The organism is Variovorax paradoxus (assembly GCA_016806145.1).
Taxonomy (GTDB): domain Bacteria; phylum Pseudomonadota; class Gammaproteobacteria; order Burkholderiales; family Burkholderiaceae_C; genus Variovorax.
Window position 1 is genome coordinate 256,342 of sequence record CP063166.1, and the last position, 16,236, is coordinate 272,577.

12 protein-coding genes are annotated in these 16,236 nt (G+C 70.9%); 9 read left to right on the forward strand and 3 right to left on the reverse strand.

What is annotated here, in order from left to right; genetic code table 11:
* Positions 1-5: 5 nt before the first annotated feature.
* Genes INQ48_01220 through INQ48_01235 form a run of 4 tightly spaced genes read left to right on the forward strand, consistent with a single transcriptional unit; the run spans position 6 to position 4,757 of the window.
* Positions 6-2,597, forward strand: a complete 2,592-nt coding sequence (locus tag INQ48_01220) for a DUF2169 domain-containing protein (protein ID QRF57916.1) — start codon at positions 6-8, stop codon at positions 2,595-2,597.
* Positions 2,594-3,643: a pentapeptide repeat-containing protein gene (locus INQ48_01225; protein QRF57917.1), complete on the forward strand. Its 1,050-nt coding sequence runs from the start codon at positions 2,594-2,596 to the stop codon at positions 3,641-3,643. The genes INQ48_01220 and INQ48_01225 overlap by 4 nt, the downstream gene beginning before the upstream one ends.
* Before the next feature lie 53 nt (positions 3,644-3,696).
* Positions 3,697-4,362 carry a DUF3540 domain-containing protein gene (locus INQ48_01230; GenBank protein QRF57918.1) on the forward strand — a complete coding sequence of 222 codons (666 nt, stop codon included), beginning with the start codon at positions 3,697-3,699 and terminating at the stop codon, positions 4,360-4,362.
* Between the two features lie 14 nt (positions 4,363-4,376).
* Positions 4,377-4,757, forward strand: a complete 381-nt coding sequence (locus INQ48_01235) for a DUF4150 domain-containing protein (GenBank protein ID QRF57919.1) — start codon at positions 4,377-4,379, stop codon at positions 4,755-4,757.
* A 25-nt stretch (positions 4,758-4,782) separates the two neighbouring features.
* On the opposite strand, the gene INQ48_01240 is transcribed toward INQ48_01235, so the two are convergent.
* The 3 genes from INQ48_01240 to INQ48_01250 are packed head-to-tail and all read right to left on the reverse strand — an operon-like array spanning position 4,783 to position 8,263.
* Complete coding sequence (locus tag INQ48_01240) at positions 4,783-5,613, reverse strand: serine/threonine-protein phosphatase (protein QRF57920.1); 831 nt, start codon at positions 5,611-5,613, stop codon at positions 4,783-4,785.
* Positions 5,606-7,804, reverse strand: coding sequence for a type VI secretion system-associated FHA domain protein TagH (gene tagH, locus INQ48_01245; GenBank protein ID QRF57921.1), 2,199 nt, complete (start codon positions 7,802-7,804; stop codon positions 5,606-5,608). The genes INQ48_01240 and tagH overlap by 8 nt, the downstream gene beginning before the upstream one ends.
* Before the next feature lie 45 nt (positions 7,805-7,849).
* The gene (locus INQ48_01250; protein QRF57922.1) at positions 7,850-8,263 is read right to left on the reverse strand and encodes a TssQ family T6SS-associated lipoprotein; all 414 of its coding nucleotides are present in this window, start codon (positions 8,261-8,263) and stop codon (positions 7,850-7,852) included.
* A gap of 125 nt (positions 8,264-8,388) precedes the next feature.
* On the opposite strand from INQ48_01250, the gene tssJ reads away from it, so the two are divergent.
* The 5 genes from tssJ (at position 8,389) to tagF (ending at position 16,232) form a co-directional block, all read left to right on the forward strand.
* A complete protein-coding gene (tssJ, locus tag INQ48_01255; GenBank protein QRF57923.1) occupies positions 8,389-8,904 on the forward strand; it encodes a type VI secretion system lipoprotein TssJ in 516 nt (171 codons plus the stop codon).
* A gap of 189 nt (positions 8,905-9,093) precedes the next feature.
* Positions 9,094-10,476, forward strand: a complete 1,383-nt coding sequence (gene tssK, locus INQ48_01260) for a type VI secretion system baseplate subunit TssK (protein ID QRF57924.1) — start codon at positions 9,094-9,096, stop codon at positions 10,474-10,476.
* A 50-nt stretch (positions 10,477-10,526) separates the two neighbouring features.
* Positions 10,527-11,834 carry a DotU family type VI secretion system protein gene (locus INQ48_01265; protein QRF60567.1) on the forward strand — a complete coding sequence of 436 codons (1,308 nt, stop codon included), beginning with the start codon at positions 10,527-10,529 and terminating at the stop codon, positions 11,832-11,834.
* 1 nt (position 11,835) lies between these two features.
* Entirely contained in the window at positions 11,836-15,516 is a 3,681-nt protein-coding gene (gene tssM / locus INQ48_01270) for a type VI secretion system membrane subunit TssM (GenBank protein QRF57925.1), read from the forward strand.
* On the forward strand, positions 15,513-16,232 hold the full coding sequence (tagF, locus tag INQ48_01275) for a type VI secretion system-associated protein TagF (protein ID QRF57926.1): 720 nt from the start codon (positions 15,513-15,515) through the stop codon (positions 16,230-16,232). Before tssM ends, tagF begins: the two co-directional genes overlap by 4 nt.
* Positions 16,233-16,236 lie beyond the last annotated feature (4 nt).

The following is a 16,236-nucleotide window of genomic DNA, read 5'->3' on the forward strand; positions in this document are numbered from 1 at the left end:
GCGCGGTGAAGACGGTCAAGCCCTTTCGTCTCAGCATCCTGACCCGGCCCTATCGCTGGCAGCGCAGGGACACGCTCGGGGTCAGCGTGCTCGCGATGTTCAGCCTCGGCGCCGACCCGAAGCTGATGCCCGAGCAGGAACTCTGGCAGGTCGCCAGCGAGGAACTCGATCCCGGATGCGTGCTCGACCTGGGCCTGCCCAAGCTCGCGCCCGAGATGCTCGCCAGCGGCTACTGCTACACCGCGCACCAGGACGACAAGACGCGCGCGGCCGCGGGGCTGCGCGTCGCGGGGCTCGAGCGCTCGCTGCTGGTCCATGGCGACCGCTACTGGCTCGATGGCCGCAGCACCAGTCCCCAGCCCTTCGACCGCATGCGCATGGATTGGCGGCATGCCTACGGCGGCGCCGACCTCGCCGACAACCCGATGGGCATCGGCCGCAGCGACGAGATCGTCAATGGCGTGCGCACGCGCCGCCTGCCGAACGTGGTGGTGCCGGGCCGGGACATGAGCGCGCCGGACCAGCCGGTCGCGCCGGCCAGCCTTGCCGGCATGCCGCCCGACTGGCCGCAGCGCATGAAGCTCATGGGCTCGGCCTATGGCAAGGGCTGGGTGGAGAACGACTTCCCGGGCCTGGCGAGCGACGTGGACTGGCACTTCCTCAACGCGGCGGCGCCCGAGCAGCGCTGGCCCGATGCCAGCGCGCTGCCGCTGGGCGCGCCCTACGAGATCACCAACATGCATCCGCGCGAGCCGGTGCTGCGCGGCTTCCTGCCCGACTGGACCGCGCGCTGCTTCGCGAGCTTTCGCCAGGACGGCGCGGAACTCGCGGAGATCGCGCTGCGGCCGACCACCGTGTGGTTCTTCCCGCATCTCGAGCGCGCCGTGCTCGTCTGGCATGGCGGCATGCCGATCGCCGAGGACGATGCGGCCGACGTGAAGCACATCATGCCGGCGCTCGAGCTGCCGGACGCACCGCGGCCGCTGGCGCACTACCAGGAGGTGCTCCGGCGCCGCATCGACCCGGCCCAGGCGATCCACGTGGTGCGCGACAGCGACCTGGTGCCGAAGTCGGTGCTCGGCGAGTGGGAGGCTGCGAAGCTCTTCGATCCCTGGAGCCGTCCGACCGCGCGCAACATGCGGGCCGGCCAGCAGCGCGAGTACGACACGCAGCGCGCGCAGCTGGTGGCGATGGGGCTGGAGCCCGACGACTACCTGCCGCGTCCGCCGGACGCCGAGATCCTGCCCGACCTCGACGACATGCCCGACTACACGCAGCGGGTGCAGGAGCGGATCGAGGACTCGGTGCGTTCGCGCAAGCAGCTCGAGGCCGACAACGAGGCGCGCCGGCAGGAGGCGGGCTTCGATGCCGGGCCGACGCCGGGGGCGCCCGCGAGCCGCTTCGATCCCGATGCCTTCATTCGCGAGATCGAGCGCGCCGACGACTTCGCGCGCGAAGCCGGCGGCGCGGCGGCGGCACCGATGTTCTCGGCGCAGCAGCGCGCGCAGATGATCGAGCGCGTGCATCGCAGCTACCTGCACGCGGCGCACCTGTCGGATCCCGCGCCCGCGCCCACCTCGTTCCGTGCCGCCAAGATCCGGCGCCGGCTCGAATCGGCGCCGCCCGGCGAGCGCCGCTTCGCGCGCATGAACCTCATCGGCGCGAACCTGTCGGGCATGGACCTGCGCGGGGCCGACTTCTCGGGCGCGATGCTCGAGGATGCGGACCTCTCGGGCGCGCGGCTCGATGGCTGCGATTTCTCGCAGGCGGTGCTGGCGCGCGCCAACCTGTCGGGCGCGATCGGGCCCGCCGCGCGCTTCGATGGCGCCAACCTGGGGGCCGCGCGCTGCGTCGGATCCGACTTCTCGGGGGCCAGCTTCGTCGAGGCGAACCTCGACAAGGCCATGCTCGAATCGAGCGTGTTCGCCGGCGCGACCTTCGAGCGCACCGGCTTCCACGAGAGCGTGCTGCGGCAATGCGACCTGCGCCGCACGCGCTGGATGCAGGTGCCCATGTTCAGGCTCCAGCTCGACCAGCTGGTGTTCGACGAGGCGGACTTCTCGCGCGTGGTCTGGCTCGAGTGCCGCATGGCGGACGTTTCGTTCGCGGGCGCGAAGCTGGTGCAGTGCGGCTTCGTATCGCTCGACGGCGGCGCGGGCATCGCCTTTTCCGAGGCGCGCCTGGAGGCCTGCAGCTTCGCCCACGGCAGCTCGCTTCCGGGCGCGCTCTTTCGCGCCGCCTCGCTGACCCATTGCGGCCTGCGCGGCGCCGGGCTCGCCGGCGCGGACTTCACGCAGGCCCGGCTCGACGGCTGCGACTTCTCCGCGTGCGATCTGCGCGGCGCGCGACTGGAACGCATGGCCGCGGGCGAGAGCCTGTTCGTGCGCGCCGACCTGTCGGGGGCCTCGCTGCGCGGCGCCAACCTCATCGATGCCAACCTCTCGAAGTCGAACCTGCTCGGCGCCGACCTCGCGCAGGCCAACCTGTTCCGTGCCGACGTCTCGCAGGCGCTGCTCGACGGCACCACGCACATGGACGGCGCCTACACCCAGCATGCCAAGGTCTGGCCCGCGCGCGGGACGGGAGGCGGCGCATGACGCGCGATGAGCTCGTCGACAAGGTGCGCCACGGCGTTCCGCTCATGGGCGCGCGCCTGTCCGGCGCCGACCTGTCGGGGCTCGATCTCTCGGGTGCCATCCTGGAAGGCGTCGATCTTTCCGGGGCGGCCCTGGCGGGTTGCAGCCTCGAGGACGCCACGCTGTCGAATTGCCAACTCGCCGGCGCCGATCTCTCGCAGGCCTGCCTCGAGGGCGCGCGCATTCACCGCTGCGACCTGAGCGAGGTACGCGCGCCCGGCGCGCGGATCGACGATGCCGCGTTCGTGGAGTCGCAGCTGGCGCGGGCGCTGTTCGAGACCGAGCGCATCGCCCGCGTGCAGTTCTTCCGCTGCGGCCTCGAGCAGGCCGTGCTGAAAGGGGCCTGGATCGAGCGCTCCACCTTCGCCGAATCGCGCATGGACGGCATGGACCTGTGCGGCGCGCGGCTGGAATTCGCGGTCTTCCACCGGGCCGACCTGCGCACCGTGGCATGGACCGGCGCGCGTTGCGAGAGCTCGGTCTTCATCGAGTGCGACCTCTCCGGCCAGCGCCTGGCCGGGCAGCGCTTCGCGCTGTGCCAGTTCACCGACAGCAGGCTCGACGAGGTCGACTTCACCGGGGCCGACCTGGTGCAGAGCAACTTCAAGGGCGCCTCGCTCGCAGGCGCGTGCTTCGCGGGCGTGGATGCCAGGCAGGCGCTGTTTCCCGAGGCCGATGCGCGCGGCGTGAACTTCCGCGCCGGCCGCTTCGAGCGATCGATCTGGGTCCGGGCCCGGCTTGATGGCGCGGACCTGCGCGAGGCCGACCTGTCGTTGAGCGTGTTCCAGCGCGCGCGCTGCGCCGGCGCGGACCTGCGCGGTGCGCGGCTCGACGATGCCGACCTGTCGTATGCCGACCTCGGCGGCGCCGACCTGCGCGACGCGCATTTCCTGCGCACCCGCCTGCACCGCGCGGAGCAGGCGGAAACCCGCTTCTCGACACGCGCCGGCATCATCGAGCACGACATCGAACTGCACAAGGCGCAGGCGTGGTCCGACGCGCCATGAGGCCGCGGACCGCGAGATTCGCAAAGCATCCGAAAGCACAAAGGAGTAACGAGATGAATGTCGTCGCATTGCGTTCGCCGGCCACCGCCGCTTCGGTTTCCATCCACCTGCTGGGCAAGGTCCTGGCCTGCGAGCCGCACGGGGCCATCCTCGTCGAGGACGAGGGCGGCGGCCAATGGACCTGCCGCCGCGCCGCCAGCTGCCTGCTGCAGCCCGCGCCTGGCGATACGGTGCTGTTCTCCGGGCCCGACGCGCAGCGCGTGTTCCTGATCGCCGTCGTCGAGCAGGCCGATCCACGGGCCAGCCGCATCGAGGTGCCCGGCGACCTGGTGCTGAGCGCACCGGGCGGGTCGATCGCCGTCGACAGCGCGACCGACCTCCGGCTGCACAGTGCCGGCAAGCTCGACATGGCGGGCGCGCAATGGCAGGTGCGGGCCGAGCAGGCCCAGCTCCAGGTCGCGGAGATGCGCTACGTCGGGCAGGCCGTCGATGCGACCGTCGGGCGCGTGCGGCTTCTTGGCAAGCTGTTCGAGACGATGGCGGACCGGCTGCTCAGCATGGCGCGCAGCACGCTGCGCGTGGTCGACGAGACCGAGCAGGTCCGCGTCGGCCACCTCGATTGCGAAGCCAGCCACGCGGTGCGCATCCATGGCCACCACACCGTCGTGACCGGCAAGGAACTTGTCAAGGTGGACGCGGCCCAGATCCACATGGGCTGAAGGAGGGACCGACGATGTTCGCCAACTGCCAGCTCATGGGAATGGATATCGCGTTTCCCGACGTGTGCCGCACGCCCGTGCCCTTTCCCTTTCCCAACATGGCGCTCGGGCCGATGGCCATTCCCAACGCCTGGAACATCCTGTTCATGGCCATGCCCGCGCACAACATGGCCACCTTCACGCCGATCACGCTGGGCGACCAGCCGGGCGTGCTCGGCGGCGTGATCTCGCAGACCTTCATGCAGCAGTCGCGCCACCTGACGGGCGCCTTCACCGTGCTGGTCAAGGGCACGCCGGTCACGCGCGTGACGAGCATCTCGCTGCAGAACCGCTGCAACATCGTGGGCATGCGGCTGGTGCCGAGCCAGTTCAAGATGCTGGTGCTGGCGCCCTGAGCCGCGCGAGGGGCGCGCCGCGCCTTCAGCCGGGATGGCGCGGGGGCTGCGCCGTCCCCGCCAGCGTCACCTGCTGCGGAAAGCCCACCCACACCGCGAGCGCCGAGAAGTTGTCGCGCGACTCGTCGGCCTTGGCCTCGGCCGCGCGGCGCAGCAGCGCGAGCCATTCCTCGGCGCTGTCGGCCAGTTGCAGCGAGCGCTCCATGACCTGCTGCGAGATCAGTTGCCACAGCCCGTCGGTGCACAGCAGGAAGGCATCGCCGTCGGCCAGCCGCTGCGTGCCCGAGACGGTGGCCTCGGCACGTTCGCGCGCGCCGAGCGCGCGGTAGAGCAGGTTGCTCTGGATCAGCGCCTGCGCGCCGTTGGCCGGCGCGGCCTCGCCGTGGGCCATGCCTTCGCGCGAGCGCTGCGACAGGCTGTGGTCCTCGGTGCGTTCCATCAGCACGCCGCGACGGAACCAGTAGAGGCGGCTGTCGCCCACATGGGCCCAGCGCGCCTGGCCGCTGCTGCGGTCGACGAACAGCGAGACGAAGGTCGCGCTCATCTTTCCCTGCTCGGCCTGCGCGCGCTGGCGCGCGAGGATCGCGTCGTTGGCGCGCGTCACGCACTGCTGGATGTCCTCCGCGGCCACCGAGGGGTTGGCGACGAAGGCGTTGAGCGCGGTGTCGACCGCGGTGCGCGCGGCCTGCTCGCCGCCGGCATTGCCGCCGACGCCGTCGCTCACGACGAAGCAGCCGAACCAGTCGTCGAGGTGGTAGCCGATCGCATCCTGGTTGCCGCTGCGCTCGCCCACGCAGGAGAACTGCGACGTGGACAGCGGGACGGCGAACGGGGTCGTGCGGGTCGCTTCAAGCACGGCGTGCCTCCTTCAATCGTTCCATTTCCCGGTCGTAGGCCTGCTGGAAGGCCCGGCCGAACACGGCCTGGAAATCGTCCTCGACGGCAGCCGTGGTCTCGGCGTGCAGCTGCTGCAGCTGGCGCCACAGGCGTGCGTCGCGGCCGCCGGGCAGCAGCTTTTCGCCGAGGCCGCCGTCGTGCGGCGTGTCCTTCTTGAGCGCCTCGGGATCGAAGCGCTGCAGCACCATCAGCAGCGCGGCGCGCATGCCCGCGACCATGCCGAGCTGGTGCGACTGCAGGTCGCCGAGCGCGTCGTGCACCGCGGCCTCGGGCGGCAGGAAGCCCGGCATGCGCGCGCCGAACATCTGCATCAGCACCGCGCGGCCGTTGGGCAGGATCTTGAACGGGTTGTTCTCCTCGTCCACGATCATCGTGATCTCGGCGCGCACCTCGCGCTTGAGCATCGCGCGCGAGGACAGCAGCTCGATGGTGCCGTCGGTGAAGGCGCGCATCAGCCGGCCGAGCCTGCGCATCATCTCGGCATCGAGCTGCTGCTGGCCCGCGACGTCGGGCACGCCGGCGCCATCGAGGAAGGCGCGGAACAGCGCCTCGCAGGAGGCCGCGGGCAGCGCGGGCGCGGTGTCGGTGGCGGGGCTCGAAGGGGCGGTGACGGCGACCGGTTCGGGGCTCGCCTTCGGCGCGACGACTTCGGCCGGCACCTCGACCGGCACTTCGATCGCGGCCGGCGCGGGCGCCACCACGGGCGTGGTCACCGGGGCCATGGTCGGCAGCGCCGCGGGCAGCGGTGCTTCGGCGGGCGTGGCGGGTGGGTGCGTCGGCATGGCCGCGAGCACGGCCTCGACGGGCGCGCTCTGCATCGATGCGGTGGGCGGCGCGGCGACCGGCGTCGCGGGTGCCGCCTCGCGTTCGGGCTCGGGCTCGACCATGCGCGCGGGCGGCTGCGCCACGGGCAGCGGCATCGGCGTCGGCGGACGGAACTGGCCCGACACCTCGTGCGCATGGTTGGGCTGGGTGTAGCCCGGCACCGCCGGCCGCTTCTCGAGCAGGTCCATCGCGGGATGCACGTCCTCGAGCGCGGGCGCATGCGTCAGCGCGGTGGGCCGCGGATCGGACAGCGGCGAAGGCGCGTCCCGGTCGGCCGCGAACAGCGACAGCGGATCGATGCCGCGCTTGAGCGCGAAGTCGGACACGTCGGTGGTGGCGCCGGGGTTCAGCTGCGCCAGCGGATCGGCCGGGTTCCTGCGCGCCTGCGAGGGCAGCTCGAAGGGCTCGTGCGCGAACGGGTCGGGCATGGGCTCGGGCGTGGTGTCGGCACGGCGCGGCGCGTTGGCGAGGATCGCATCCCAGTCGGCCGCGGTGGGCATCGACGAGCGCGCGGCCGGTGCGGGCGCGGGCGCCGCGGGGGGCGGCGGCACCGGCGATGCGAAGGCGGCGGGCGGCGGCGCGAATGCCGGCGATGCGGGCGCGAAGACCGGCGCGGCCACGGGCGCGGGCGGCCGTTGCGCCGGCGGCGGCACCGGTTGCGGCACGGGTTGCTGTAGGGGCGCCTCGCGCGGCGGCGCGGCATGCGTGTCGCCGATCGGCAGGGCGCCCGCGCCGAACAGGTCGGAGAACACGTCGGACACCGGTGCCTGCGGCAGCAGCGCATCGAGCGGCGCGGCCGCGGGTGGAGGCGCTGGCGGATAGGCCGGCGGCATCGAGGTCGGCAGCGATGCGGCCTGCGCACCGAAGTCCGGTGTCGATGCGAGGCGCGAGCTCACCGGTGCCGCGGCCAGGCGCGAGCTCGCGGACTCGACCGCGGGCGGCCACGCGACGGTGGGTTCGACAGCGGCCGGCGCGGGCGCGATGGCCGACGCCGCGCGGCTCGTGCCGGCATTCGCGGGCGTGGCCTCGAGCACGTAGCTGCCGATCGTCACGCGATCGCCCTCGGCGATCGGCGACTCCTGGTCGTGACGCAGCGTCTGTCCGTTCACGCTGATCGGCAGCACCGCGCTCATGTTGCGCAGCACCGCGCGGCCTTCGTCGTCGAAACGCACCGTGGCCTGCAGGCGCGAGATCTGCCGCTGTTCGTCGGGCAGCACGAGGTGGTTGTCGGGGCTGCGGCCGATGGTGCCGCCGGGCGCGGCGAGCAGGGCCGACGGACCCGCGGCCACCGGCCGGCCCGCATGTTCGATCACCGTCCAACGCATGGCATCTCCCAATTCATGACACGGGCTCCTGGCGTGGGAGGCCCGTCAGCGCTTCATCTTCTTGGCGGCTTCGAACGCGGGGCCCCACACGGGATGCTTGCGCTCGGCGATGCTGAGATCGAAGGAAGGGAAGGCATCGAGGATCTTGAGGAACTGCGTGCGGCACTCGGGCAGCTGGTTGGCCACGCAGTAGCTGAAGGCCTCGAGCTTCATCGCGGCGAGCCGCGTGTTGGGCTCGGCCGCATCGAACACCGACACGCCGCCGCTCTTGAGCGTGGAGATGGCCTTCGCGTAGTCGCCATCGTCGTAGGCCTGCTGCGCGCGTTCGAGCGTGGTGCGCGCGACCTGCTGGCTCAGGCGTTCGGGTTGCGGCGGTCCTGGATCGGTGGCCTTCGGGGTGGTGTCGCAGCCTGCGACCAGAAAGAGCGGGATCACCAGAGCGCACAGCAATGACTTCAATCTTCTCTCCTGCCTTGCAAAGTTAAGCCTGGATACTGTGCCGCATCGATATGACGGCACGTCGGCCGACATCGTCGCTGCATGACGTCTCGATACTATAGGCGCGAACTTCGATGGGAGAACCCATGCATCGACGAACCCTGCTGCGAAGCGCGATCGTGACCTCGCCGCTGCTCGCCGGACTCGGCGGCTGTGCATCGACGGCCAAGTCCATGCCCACGCCCTACGCGGTGTCGATCAAGGTCGACGACGGCGTCAACCCCGATGGCCGCGGACAGGCCGCGCCGATCCTCGTGAAGGTGTTCGAGCTCAAGTCCTCGGGCAACTTCGAGACCGCCGACTACTTCGCACTGCAGGACCGCGATCGCGAGACGCTCGCGGCCGAACTCGTGAATGCCGACCAGGCCATTCTTCGCAGCGGCGAAGAGCGCGTCTTCAAGCGCGAGGCCGGCCTCGATTCGCGCGCCATCGGCGTGATCGCGGGCTACCGCAAGCTCGAGAACGCACGCTGGCGCCTCGTGCTGCCGCTCAAGGAGCCCAAGCAGACGAACCTCTACAAGGTCTGGCAGTTCTCTCCGAGTGAACAAAAGGTTCGCATCGTGATCCGCAAGACCGGTATCGAACTGTTGCCGACTACGTGATTTCGTAGCACTTGCGCGCACGCCCTAATACGAAAGTGCGCTGCACGTAGGCCAAGGCCTCGACGCTGCAAAAACGGTGCAAAACGTAAACATCGCCGTGTAGCATCGACACGCAATGCGCCCATGCAGGGAGGGCATCTCGACGATGGACCGCCCGCAAGAGAGTGGCCGCACTCCAGGAGGTTTTCTTTGGTGACAGTTCGCAATCCGGGCGCCATCAGCAGAACAGGCGCCCATCCGCAGGCGTTGGCGAATCGCGTGGTGTGGTCCGAGGGCATGTACCTGCGGCCGCAGCATTTCCAGCAACTGGAGCGCTACGTCGAGCAGTACGTGACGCGCCGCACCGCGGGGCTGCAGGGTGCGTTCTGGGGCTGGCTGCACCTGGACATCGATCGCGACGCGCATGCGCTGGGCCGCGTCTCGCTGCTCGGCGGATCGGGCGTGATGCCCGACGGCACGCCGTTCTCCTTCGGCGTGGAGGACGCACCCGTTCCCTACGACGTGCCGAGCGACCTGACCGACGAACTGGTGGTGCTCGCATTGCCGCTGCGCCGGCCCGGCAGCGAGGAAGTCATCTTCGCGGAAGACACGACCTCGGCCGCGCGCTTCCACGTGGTCGAGCGCGAAGTCGCCGATGGCAACGCAGTTGCATTGGGCCCGGCGGTGCTGCAGCTCGCGGCGCCGCGGCTGCGGCTGGTGCGCGCCTCCTCGCTGACCGCGGAGTGGCAGGCGATCGGCGCGGTGCGCGTGATCGAGCGCCGCACCGACCACAAGCTGGTGATCGACGCCAACTACATCCCGCCGGTGCTCGACGTGTCGGCGCAGCCGATGCTGCGCAGCATGGTGGCCGAGCTGCACGGCCTGCTCACGCAGCGTTCCGAGGCGCTGGCCTCGCGCCTGTCGCAGCCGGGGCGCGGCGGCGTCAGCGAGGTCTCCGACTTCCTGCTGCTCGAGCTCGTGAACCGCTACCTCGCGCTCACCTGGCATGCGCAGCAGGCGGTGCAGGTGCATCCCGAGGAGCTGTTCATCGACTGGTTCAAGCTGGCCTGCCACCTCGCCACGCACACCTCGCCCACGCGGCGGCCCGTGGTGTGGCCGGTGTACGACCACGACAACCTCAACGAGAGCATCCGCCCGCTGATGGAGGAGCTGCGCCGCTCGCTGTCGGCCGTGCTCGAGCAGAGCGCGATCGCGATCGAGCTCGAGGAGCGCAGCCACGGCGTGCGCGTGGGTCGCATGCCCGACCCGGTGCTGGTGCGCAACGCGGGCTTCGTGCTCGCGGTGCATGCCGACCTGCCGGCCGACGCGATCCAGCAGCGTTTCCCCACGCAGGTGAAGATCGGCTCGGTCGAGCGCATCCGCGACCTGGTGCAGCTGCAGCTGCCGGGCGTGACCGTGCGGCCGCTGCCGGTGGCGCCGCGGCAGATTCCCTACAACGCGGGCTACCACTACTTCGAGCTCGACAAGAGCGGCGACATGTGGCGCCAGCTCGAGAAGTCGGGCGGCGTGGCCATGCACCTGGCCGGCGAGTTCCCCGGCCTGGCCATGGAGTTCTGGGCCATCCGTCCGTGAGCGATCGCATGAACGGCATCAACGACGTGGCCGTCGGGCCGGGCGGCTTCGTGCCGCCGAATCCGGGCGGCGGCACCAGCGGCGGCGCCCATGGCGGCAACAACCCGCTGAACGCCCCGCGCGGCCTCGGCGAGCAGCCGCAGGCCTTCACCGCCTTCCACGACACGCGGCGCCCGCATGCGGGCGACACCGCGCTGGCCGGCAACAACCCGCTGGTGGCCGCGGCCAACCCGCTACTCGACCTGATCCCGCAGATCCGCGCCACCGGCCACCACGACTCGCCCGCGCAGTTGCGCGAGCACCTGGTCGACGAGGTGCGCCGCTTCGAGACGCGCGCGCAGCAGAGCGGCATCTCGCCCGAGGTCATCATCGGCGCGCGCTACTGCCTTTGCACCGCCGTCGACGAGGCGGCCGCGCTCACGCCCTGGGGCGGCAGCATCTGGTCCTCGCAGAGCCTGCTGGTGATGTTCCACAACGAGACCTGGGGCGGCGAGAAGTTCTTCCAGCTGCTCTCGCGCCTGGTGCAGAACCCGCAGCAGCACCTGCACCTGATCGAGCTCATCTACTTCTGCCTCGCGATGGGCTTCGAGGGGCGCTTCCGCGTCATCGACAACGGCCGCTCGCAGCTCGAGACCCTCAAGCAGCGCCTGCTGCAGATCATCCGCCAGACGCGCGGCGAGATCGCGCAGCCGCTGTCGCCGCACTGGCAGGACACCAGCGCGCCCGTGCGCCGCACGCGCAACTGGCTGCCGGTGTGGGCCGTGGGCGCGGTGGCCGCGGTGCTCCTGATGATCGCCTTCGCGCTCCTGACCTTCAACCTCGGCGGCACCTCCGACGGCGCCTTCTCCGCGATCAACGCGGTGCGCCTGCCGCAGACGCAGCGCGCGGTGGCGCAGCCCGCGCCGCAGCCGCGGCTGCAGCGCTTCCTCGAGGCCGAGATCCGCGAGGGCCTGGTGAGCGTGCGCGACGAGGCCGACCGCAGCGTGGTGATCCTGCGCGGCGACGGCCTGTTCGCCTCGGGCGCCGACAAGGTGCTCGACCGCTACGTGCCGGTGCTCAACCGCGTGGCCGAGGCGCTCAACGCGGTCGAGGGCAGCGTGCTGATCAACGGCTACTCCGACGACCAGCCGATCCGCAGCGTGCGCTTCCCGTCGAACTGGCACCTGTCGCAGGCGCGGGCCGACTCGGTGCGCAAGATGATCGGCGCGCGCATGACGCGCCCCGACCGGCTGCGCGCCGAGGGCCGCGGCGATGCCGACCCGATCGTGCCGAACGACTCGCCGGCCAACCGCGCGCGCAACCGCCGTGTGGAAGTGACCTTGCTGGTCGCGCCGGTGGCACCGCAGGGAGGACGCTGAGATGCTGCGCGCGTTCTTCCGTTTCCTGATCAGCCGCGACCTCTGGGTCTTCTTCGGCCTGGTCGCGCTGGCCTTCCTGATCTGGATCATCGGCCCGGTGATCGCGGTCGGCCGCTACCGCCCGCTCGAGAGCGAGTTCGTGCGCATCGTCGTGATCGCGCTGATGTTCGCGATCTGGCTGGTGCGCGTGGCCTACCGCAAGTGGCGCGAGCGCCGCCTCAACGCGCAGCTGCTGAACCAGCTGCGCACGCCCTCCAGGAAGGAGAAGGAGGCCAAGCCCGAGGAGGCGCCCGAGATCAAGGAGCTGCAGACCGGCTTCAACGACGCCACCTCGATCCTGCGCAACATGCGCTTCGGACCGGGCGAGGAGGGCAAGGCCGCGGGCCGCTTCTCGATCTTCGACCGCCAGTACCTCTACCAGCTGCCCTGGTACATCTTCATCGGCGCGCCGGGCTCGGGCAAGACCACGGCGCTGGTCAACTCCGACCTCGACTTCCCGCTCGCCGACCAGCTCGGCAAGGCCGCGGTGCGCGGCATCGGCGGCACGCGCAACTGCGACTGGTGGTTCACCAACGACGCGGTGCTGATCGACACGGCGGGGCGCTACACCACGCACGAGAGCAACCGCGAGACCGACGAGGGCGAGTGGAAAGGCTTCCTCGAGCTGCTCAAGAAGTTCCGCCCGCGCCAGCCGATCAACGGCGCGATCCTCACCATCAGCATCGCCGACCTGCCGCTGGCCGACGACGCGCAGCGCGCGCGCCACGCGATGGCGCTGCGCAAGCGGCTGCTCGAGCTGCGCAACGACCTGGGCATCAACTTCCCGGTCTACGTGATGGTGACCAAGGCCGACCTGCTGGCCGGCTTCAACGAGTACTTCGGCGGCCTGAGCCGCGCCGAGCGCGCGCAGGTCTGGGGCTTCACCTTCCCGATCGATGCGAGCGCCGCCAGCGCCAAGCCCGCCAAGGGCGACAAGCGCGCGGGCACCGCCACCACGCTCGAGGGCAGCGACCTGCGCGAGCGCTTCCAGCAGGAGTACCGGCTGCTGCACCAGCGGCTCGACGAGCGCCTGCCCGAGCTGCTGGCCGCCGAGCCCGATCCGATGCGCCGCGCGCAGGCCTACCTGCTGCCGCAGCAGTTCGCGAGCTTCGAGGACATCCTCGGCACCTTCCTGGCCGACGTCTTCAATCCGTCGAAGTTCGAGACCGCGCCGATGCTGCGCGGCGTCTACTTCACCAGCGGCACGCAGGAGGGCACGGCCTTCGACCGCGTGATGGGCGCGATCAAGCGCTACCTGCAGGTCAACGCGCCGCCGGCGCCGCCGCCGGGACCGGGCAAGAGCTACTTCCTCAAGGAGCTGCTGCAGCAGGTGATCTTCCGCGACGCGGGCGTGGCCGGCACCAACCTGCGCTGGTACCGGCGCAAGCGCGCGGCCGACCTGGTGGGCTACAGCGTGATCGGCGTGCTGCTGGTGGCGCTGCTGGGCGCCTGCGTCAACAGCTGGCACAACAACAAGCAGTACGTGGCCGAGGTCGACGGCAACGCGAAGTCCTTCAACCGCGCCGCGGCGCGCGGCGAGCTGCCGACCGTGGTCGACTCGAGCGGCGACCTCGCGAGTTCGCTCTTGATCCTCGACCGGCTGCGCGACCTGCCGAAGTCGGAGAAGTTCGACATCGGCGATCCGCCCGTCAGCTACCGCTTCGGCCTCTACCAGGGCGAGAAGCTGCAGGCCGCGACCGACGGCGTCTACCAGCGCGCGCTCGAGAGCGTGCTGCTGCCGCAGGCGGCGCAGCGCGTGGAGCAGTCGCTGCGCGAGGCCTCGAAGAACAACCCCGAGTACAGCTACGAGGCGCTCAAGGCCTACCTGATGCTGTACGACGCCGAGCGCTACGACGCCGACTTCCTGCAGGCCTGGCTCTTGACCGACGTGGACCGCAAGGTCGGCGCCGCGCTCACGCGCGAGCAGCGCACCAACCTCGAGTCGCACCTGAAGGCGCTGTTCGGCGGCCGCGTCGTGAGCTCGCCGTTCGCCAAGGACGAGCGCCTGATCACCGAGACGCGCGAGCGCCTCGCGGGCGTGCCGCTGGCGCAGCGCTCGTACGCGCGGCTGCGCCGCATCCTGCTGCAGACCAGCCAGCCCAATGCCTTCACCATCGCCGAGGCCGGCGGCGCCGAATCGGCGCTGGTGGTGCGGCGCGCCAGCGGCAAGCCGCTGACCGACGGCATCCCCACGCTGTTCACCTACCGCGGCTACTGGGACATCTTCGACAAGCGCATGGCCGAGACCACGCTCGCGCTCGAGCAGGAGGACCGCTGGGTGCTGCAGATCCGCGCGCCCGGCATCACCGACATCACCTCGCGCGAGCTGCTGCTGCGCGAGGTGCGCCGGCTCTATCTCACCGACTACATCCGGGTCTGGGACGACTACCTGGCCGACATCCGGCTGGCCGACAGCCGCTCGCTGCTGCAGAGCATCCAGATGACGCGCGTGCTCTCGACCTCGGAGTCGCCGATGTCGCGCATCATCCGCGGCGCCGCGCGCGAGACCGACCTGCTGCGCAACCACGACGAGGCCGCGCGCAGCCTGCTCGACCAGGCGCAGAACCGCGTGCAGACCACGCGCGAGCGCATCGAGCAGCTGATCGGCCAGCCCGACGGCAGCCAGCGCCGCAACACCGTGCCCGACCGGCCCGAGTCGCTGGTGGACAACCACTTCGAGCCGCTGCGCCGCATGGTGACCGCGCCCAAGCAGGGCGGGCAGGCGCCGATCGATGCCACCGCCGCGCTGATCAACGAGCTCTACAACTACCTCACGGCCACCGACACCGCGCTGCGCAGCGGCAACATCCCGCCGACCAGCGACGCCGTGACCAAGGTGCAGGCCGAGGCCGGCCGCATGCCGGTGCCGTTCCAGGGCATGCTCAACGACCTCTCGGCCACCGCCTCGTCGAAGGCGGCCGCGGTCACGCGCCAGAACATCGGCCAGAACGCGGCCGCCACCATCGGCAACTTCTGCAACCAGGCGATCGCGGGGCGCTATCCGTTCTCGCGCGGCTCGAGCCGCGACGTGGCGGCGGGCGACTTCGCGAACCTGTTCGCGCCGGGCGGGATGATGGACGACTTCTTCCAGAAGAACCTCATGACGCAGGTCGACACCTCGAGCAACCCGTGGACCTGGAAGCGCGGCGTCGACGGCAGCGCCTCGGGCCGCTCGGCCTACCTCGATTCGTTCCAGAAGGCGCAGGCGATCCGCGACGTGTTCTTCACGGGCATGGCGGGCGGTCGCACGCCCTCGTTCTCGATCGACATCCGGCCCGAGGACATGGACGCCGGCCTCACGCAGATGACGCTGGACATCGATGGCCAGACGGTGCGCTACGCGCACGGGCCGCAGGCGCCCACCACCGTCAAGTGGCCCGGTCCGCGCAACAGCAACCAGGTGCGGCTGCAGGTCACGACCTCGAGCGGCACGCCGGCCGGCGGCATCGTCACCGAGGGCCCGTGGGCGCTGCACCGGCTGTTCGACAAGGCCTCGATCTCGCCGGGCGGCTCGAGCGAATCCTTCAATGCCAGCTTCGACCTGCAGGGCCGCAAGGTGGTGCTCAACGTGACCGCCAACAGCGTCTACAACCCGCTGCGGCTGTCGCAGATGAGCGGCTTCTCGTGCCCGGGGCGCTCGTGACGAACTCCGGCGCGGCGGCGCAGCCGGCCTGGGTGCCGGGCGACGAGCAGGTCGGCTGGTACGGCAAGCTGCCCGCGGCCGGCGACTTCCTGCACCGGCGCATGTCGCGCGAGCTGCAGGCCTGGTGGGACCGCTGGATGCAGAACGGCCTGGGCGCCTTCAAGCGCTGGCCCGATGCCATGACGCGCCACTACGCGGTGGCGCCGGTGTGGAACTTCGCGATCCCCGCCACCCAGGGCGTGAACGCCGTGCAATTCGGTTGCATCGCGCCGAGCTGCGACCGCGTGGGCCGCTACTACCCGGTGTGCGTGAGCCTGCAGGTGGATGCGCGCGCCTACCGACCCGCGGTGCTCGAGGGCGCGGCCGCCTGGTACTGGCGCTGCGGCAACGCCATGCTGCAGGCGATCCGCCATGGCGTGGCGCCCGAGCAGTTCGACGCGCAGGTGCTGGCCGCGGGCCATGGCGGCTTCCAGCCGGCCAGCGGCGGCTCGGACGACATTCTTTCGATCCTCGGGCCTACGTCGGCGGGCGAGGGTGCCCAGCAGCGGCTGGGCTGGCCGGAGCTTCCACTGTGCTTCGACGCGTTCGGAAGCACGAGCTACTGGTGGACCAACCAGGCCGACGGCTCGCCGCTGCGGACCGCGGCGCATGGTGGCGGGCTCAACACGCCGCTGTTCTCGAAGCTTTTTTCCCAGGGGCACGTGCCATGGACCTGAGAGT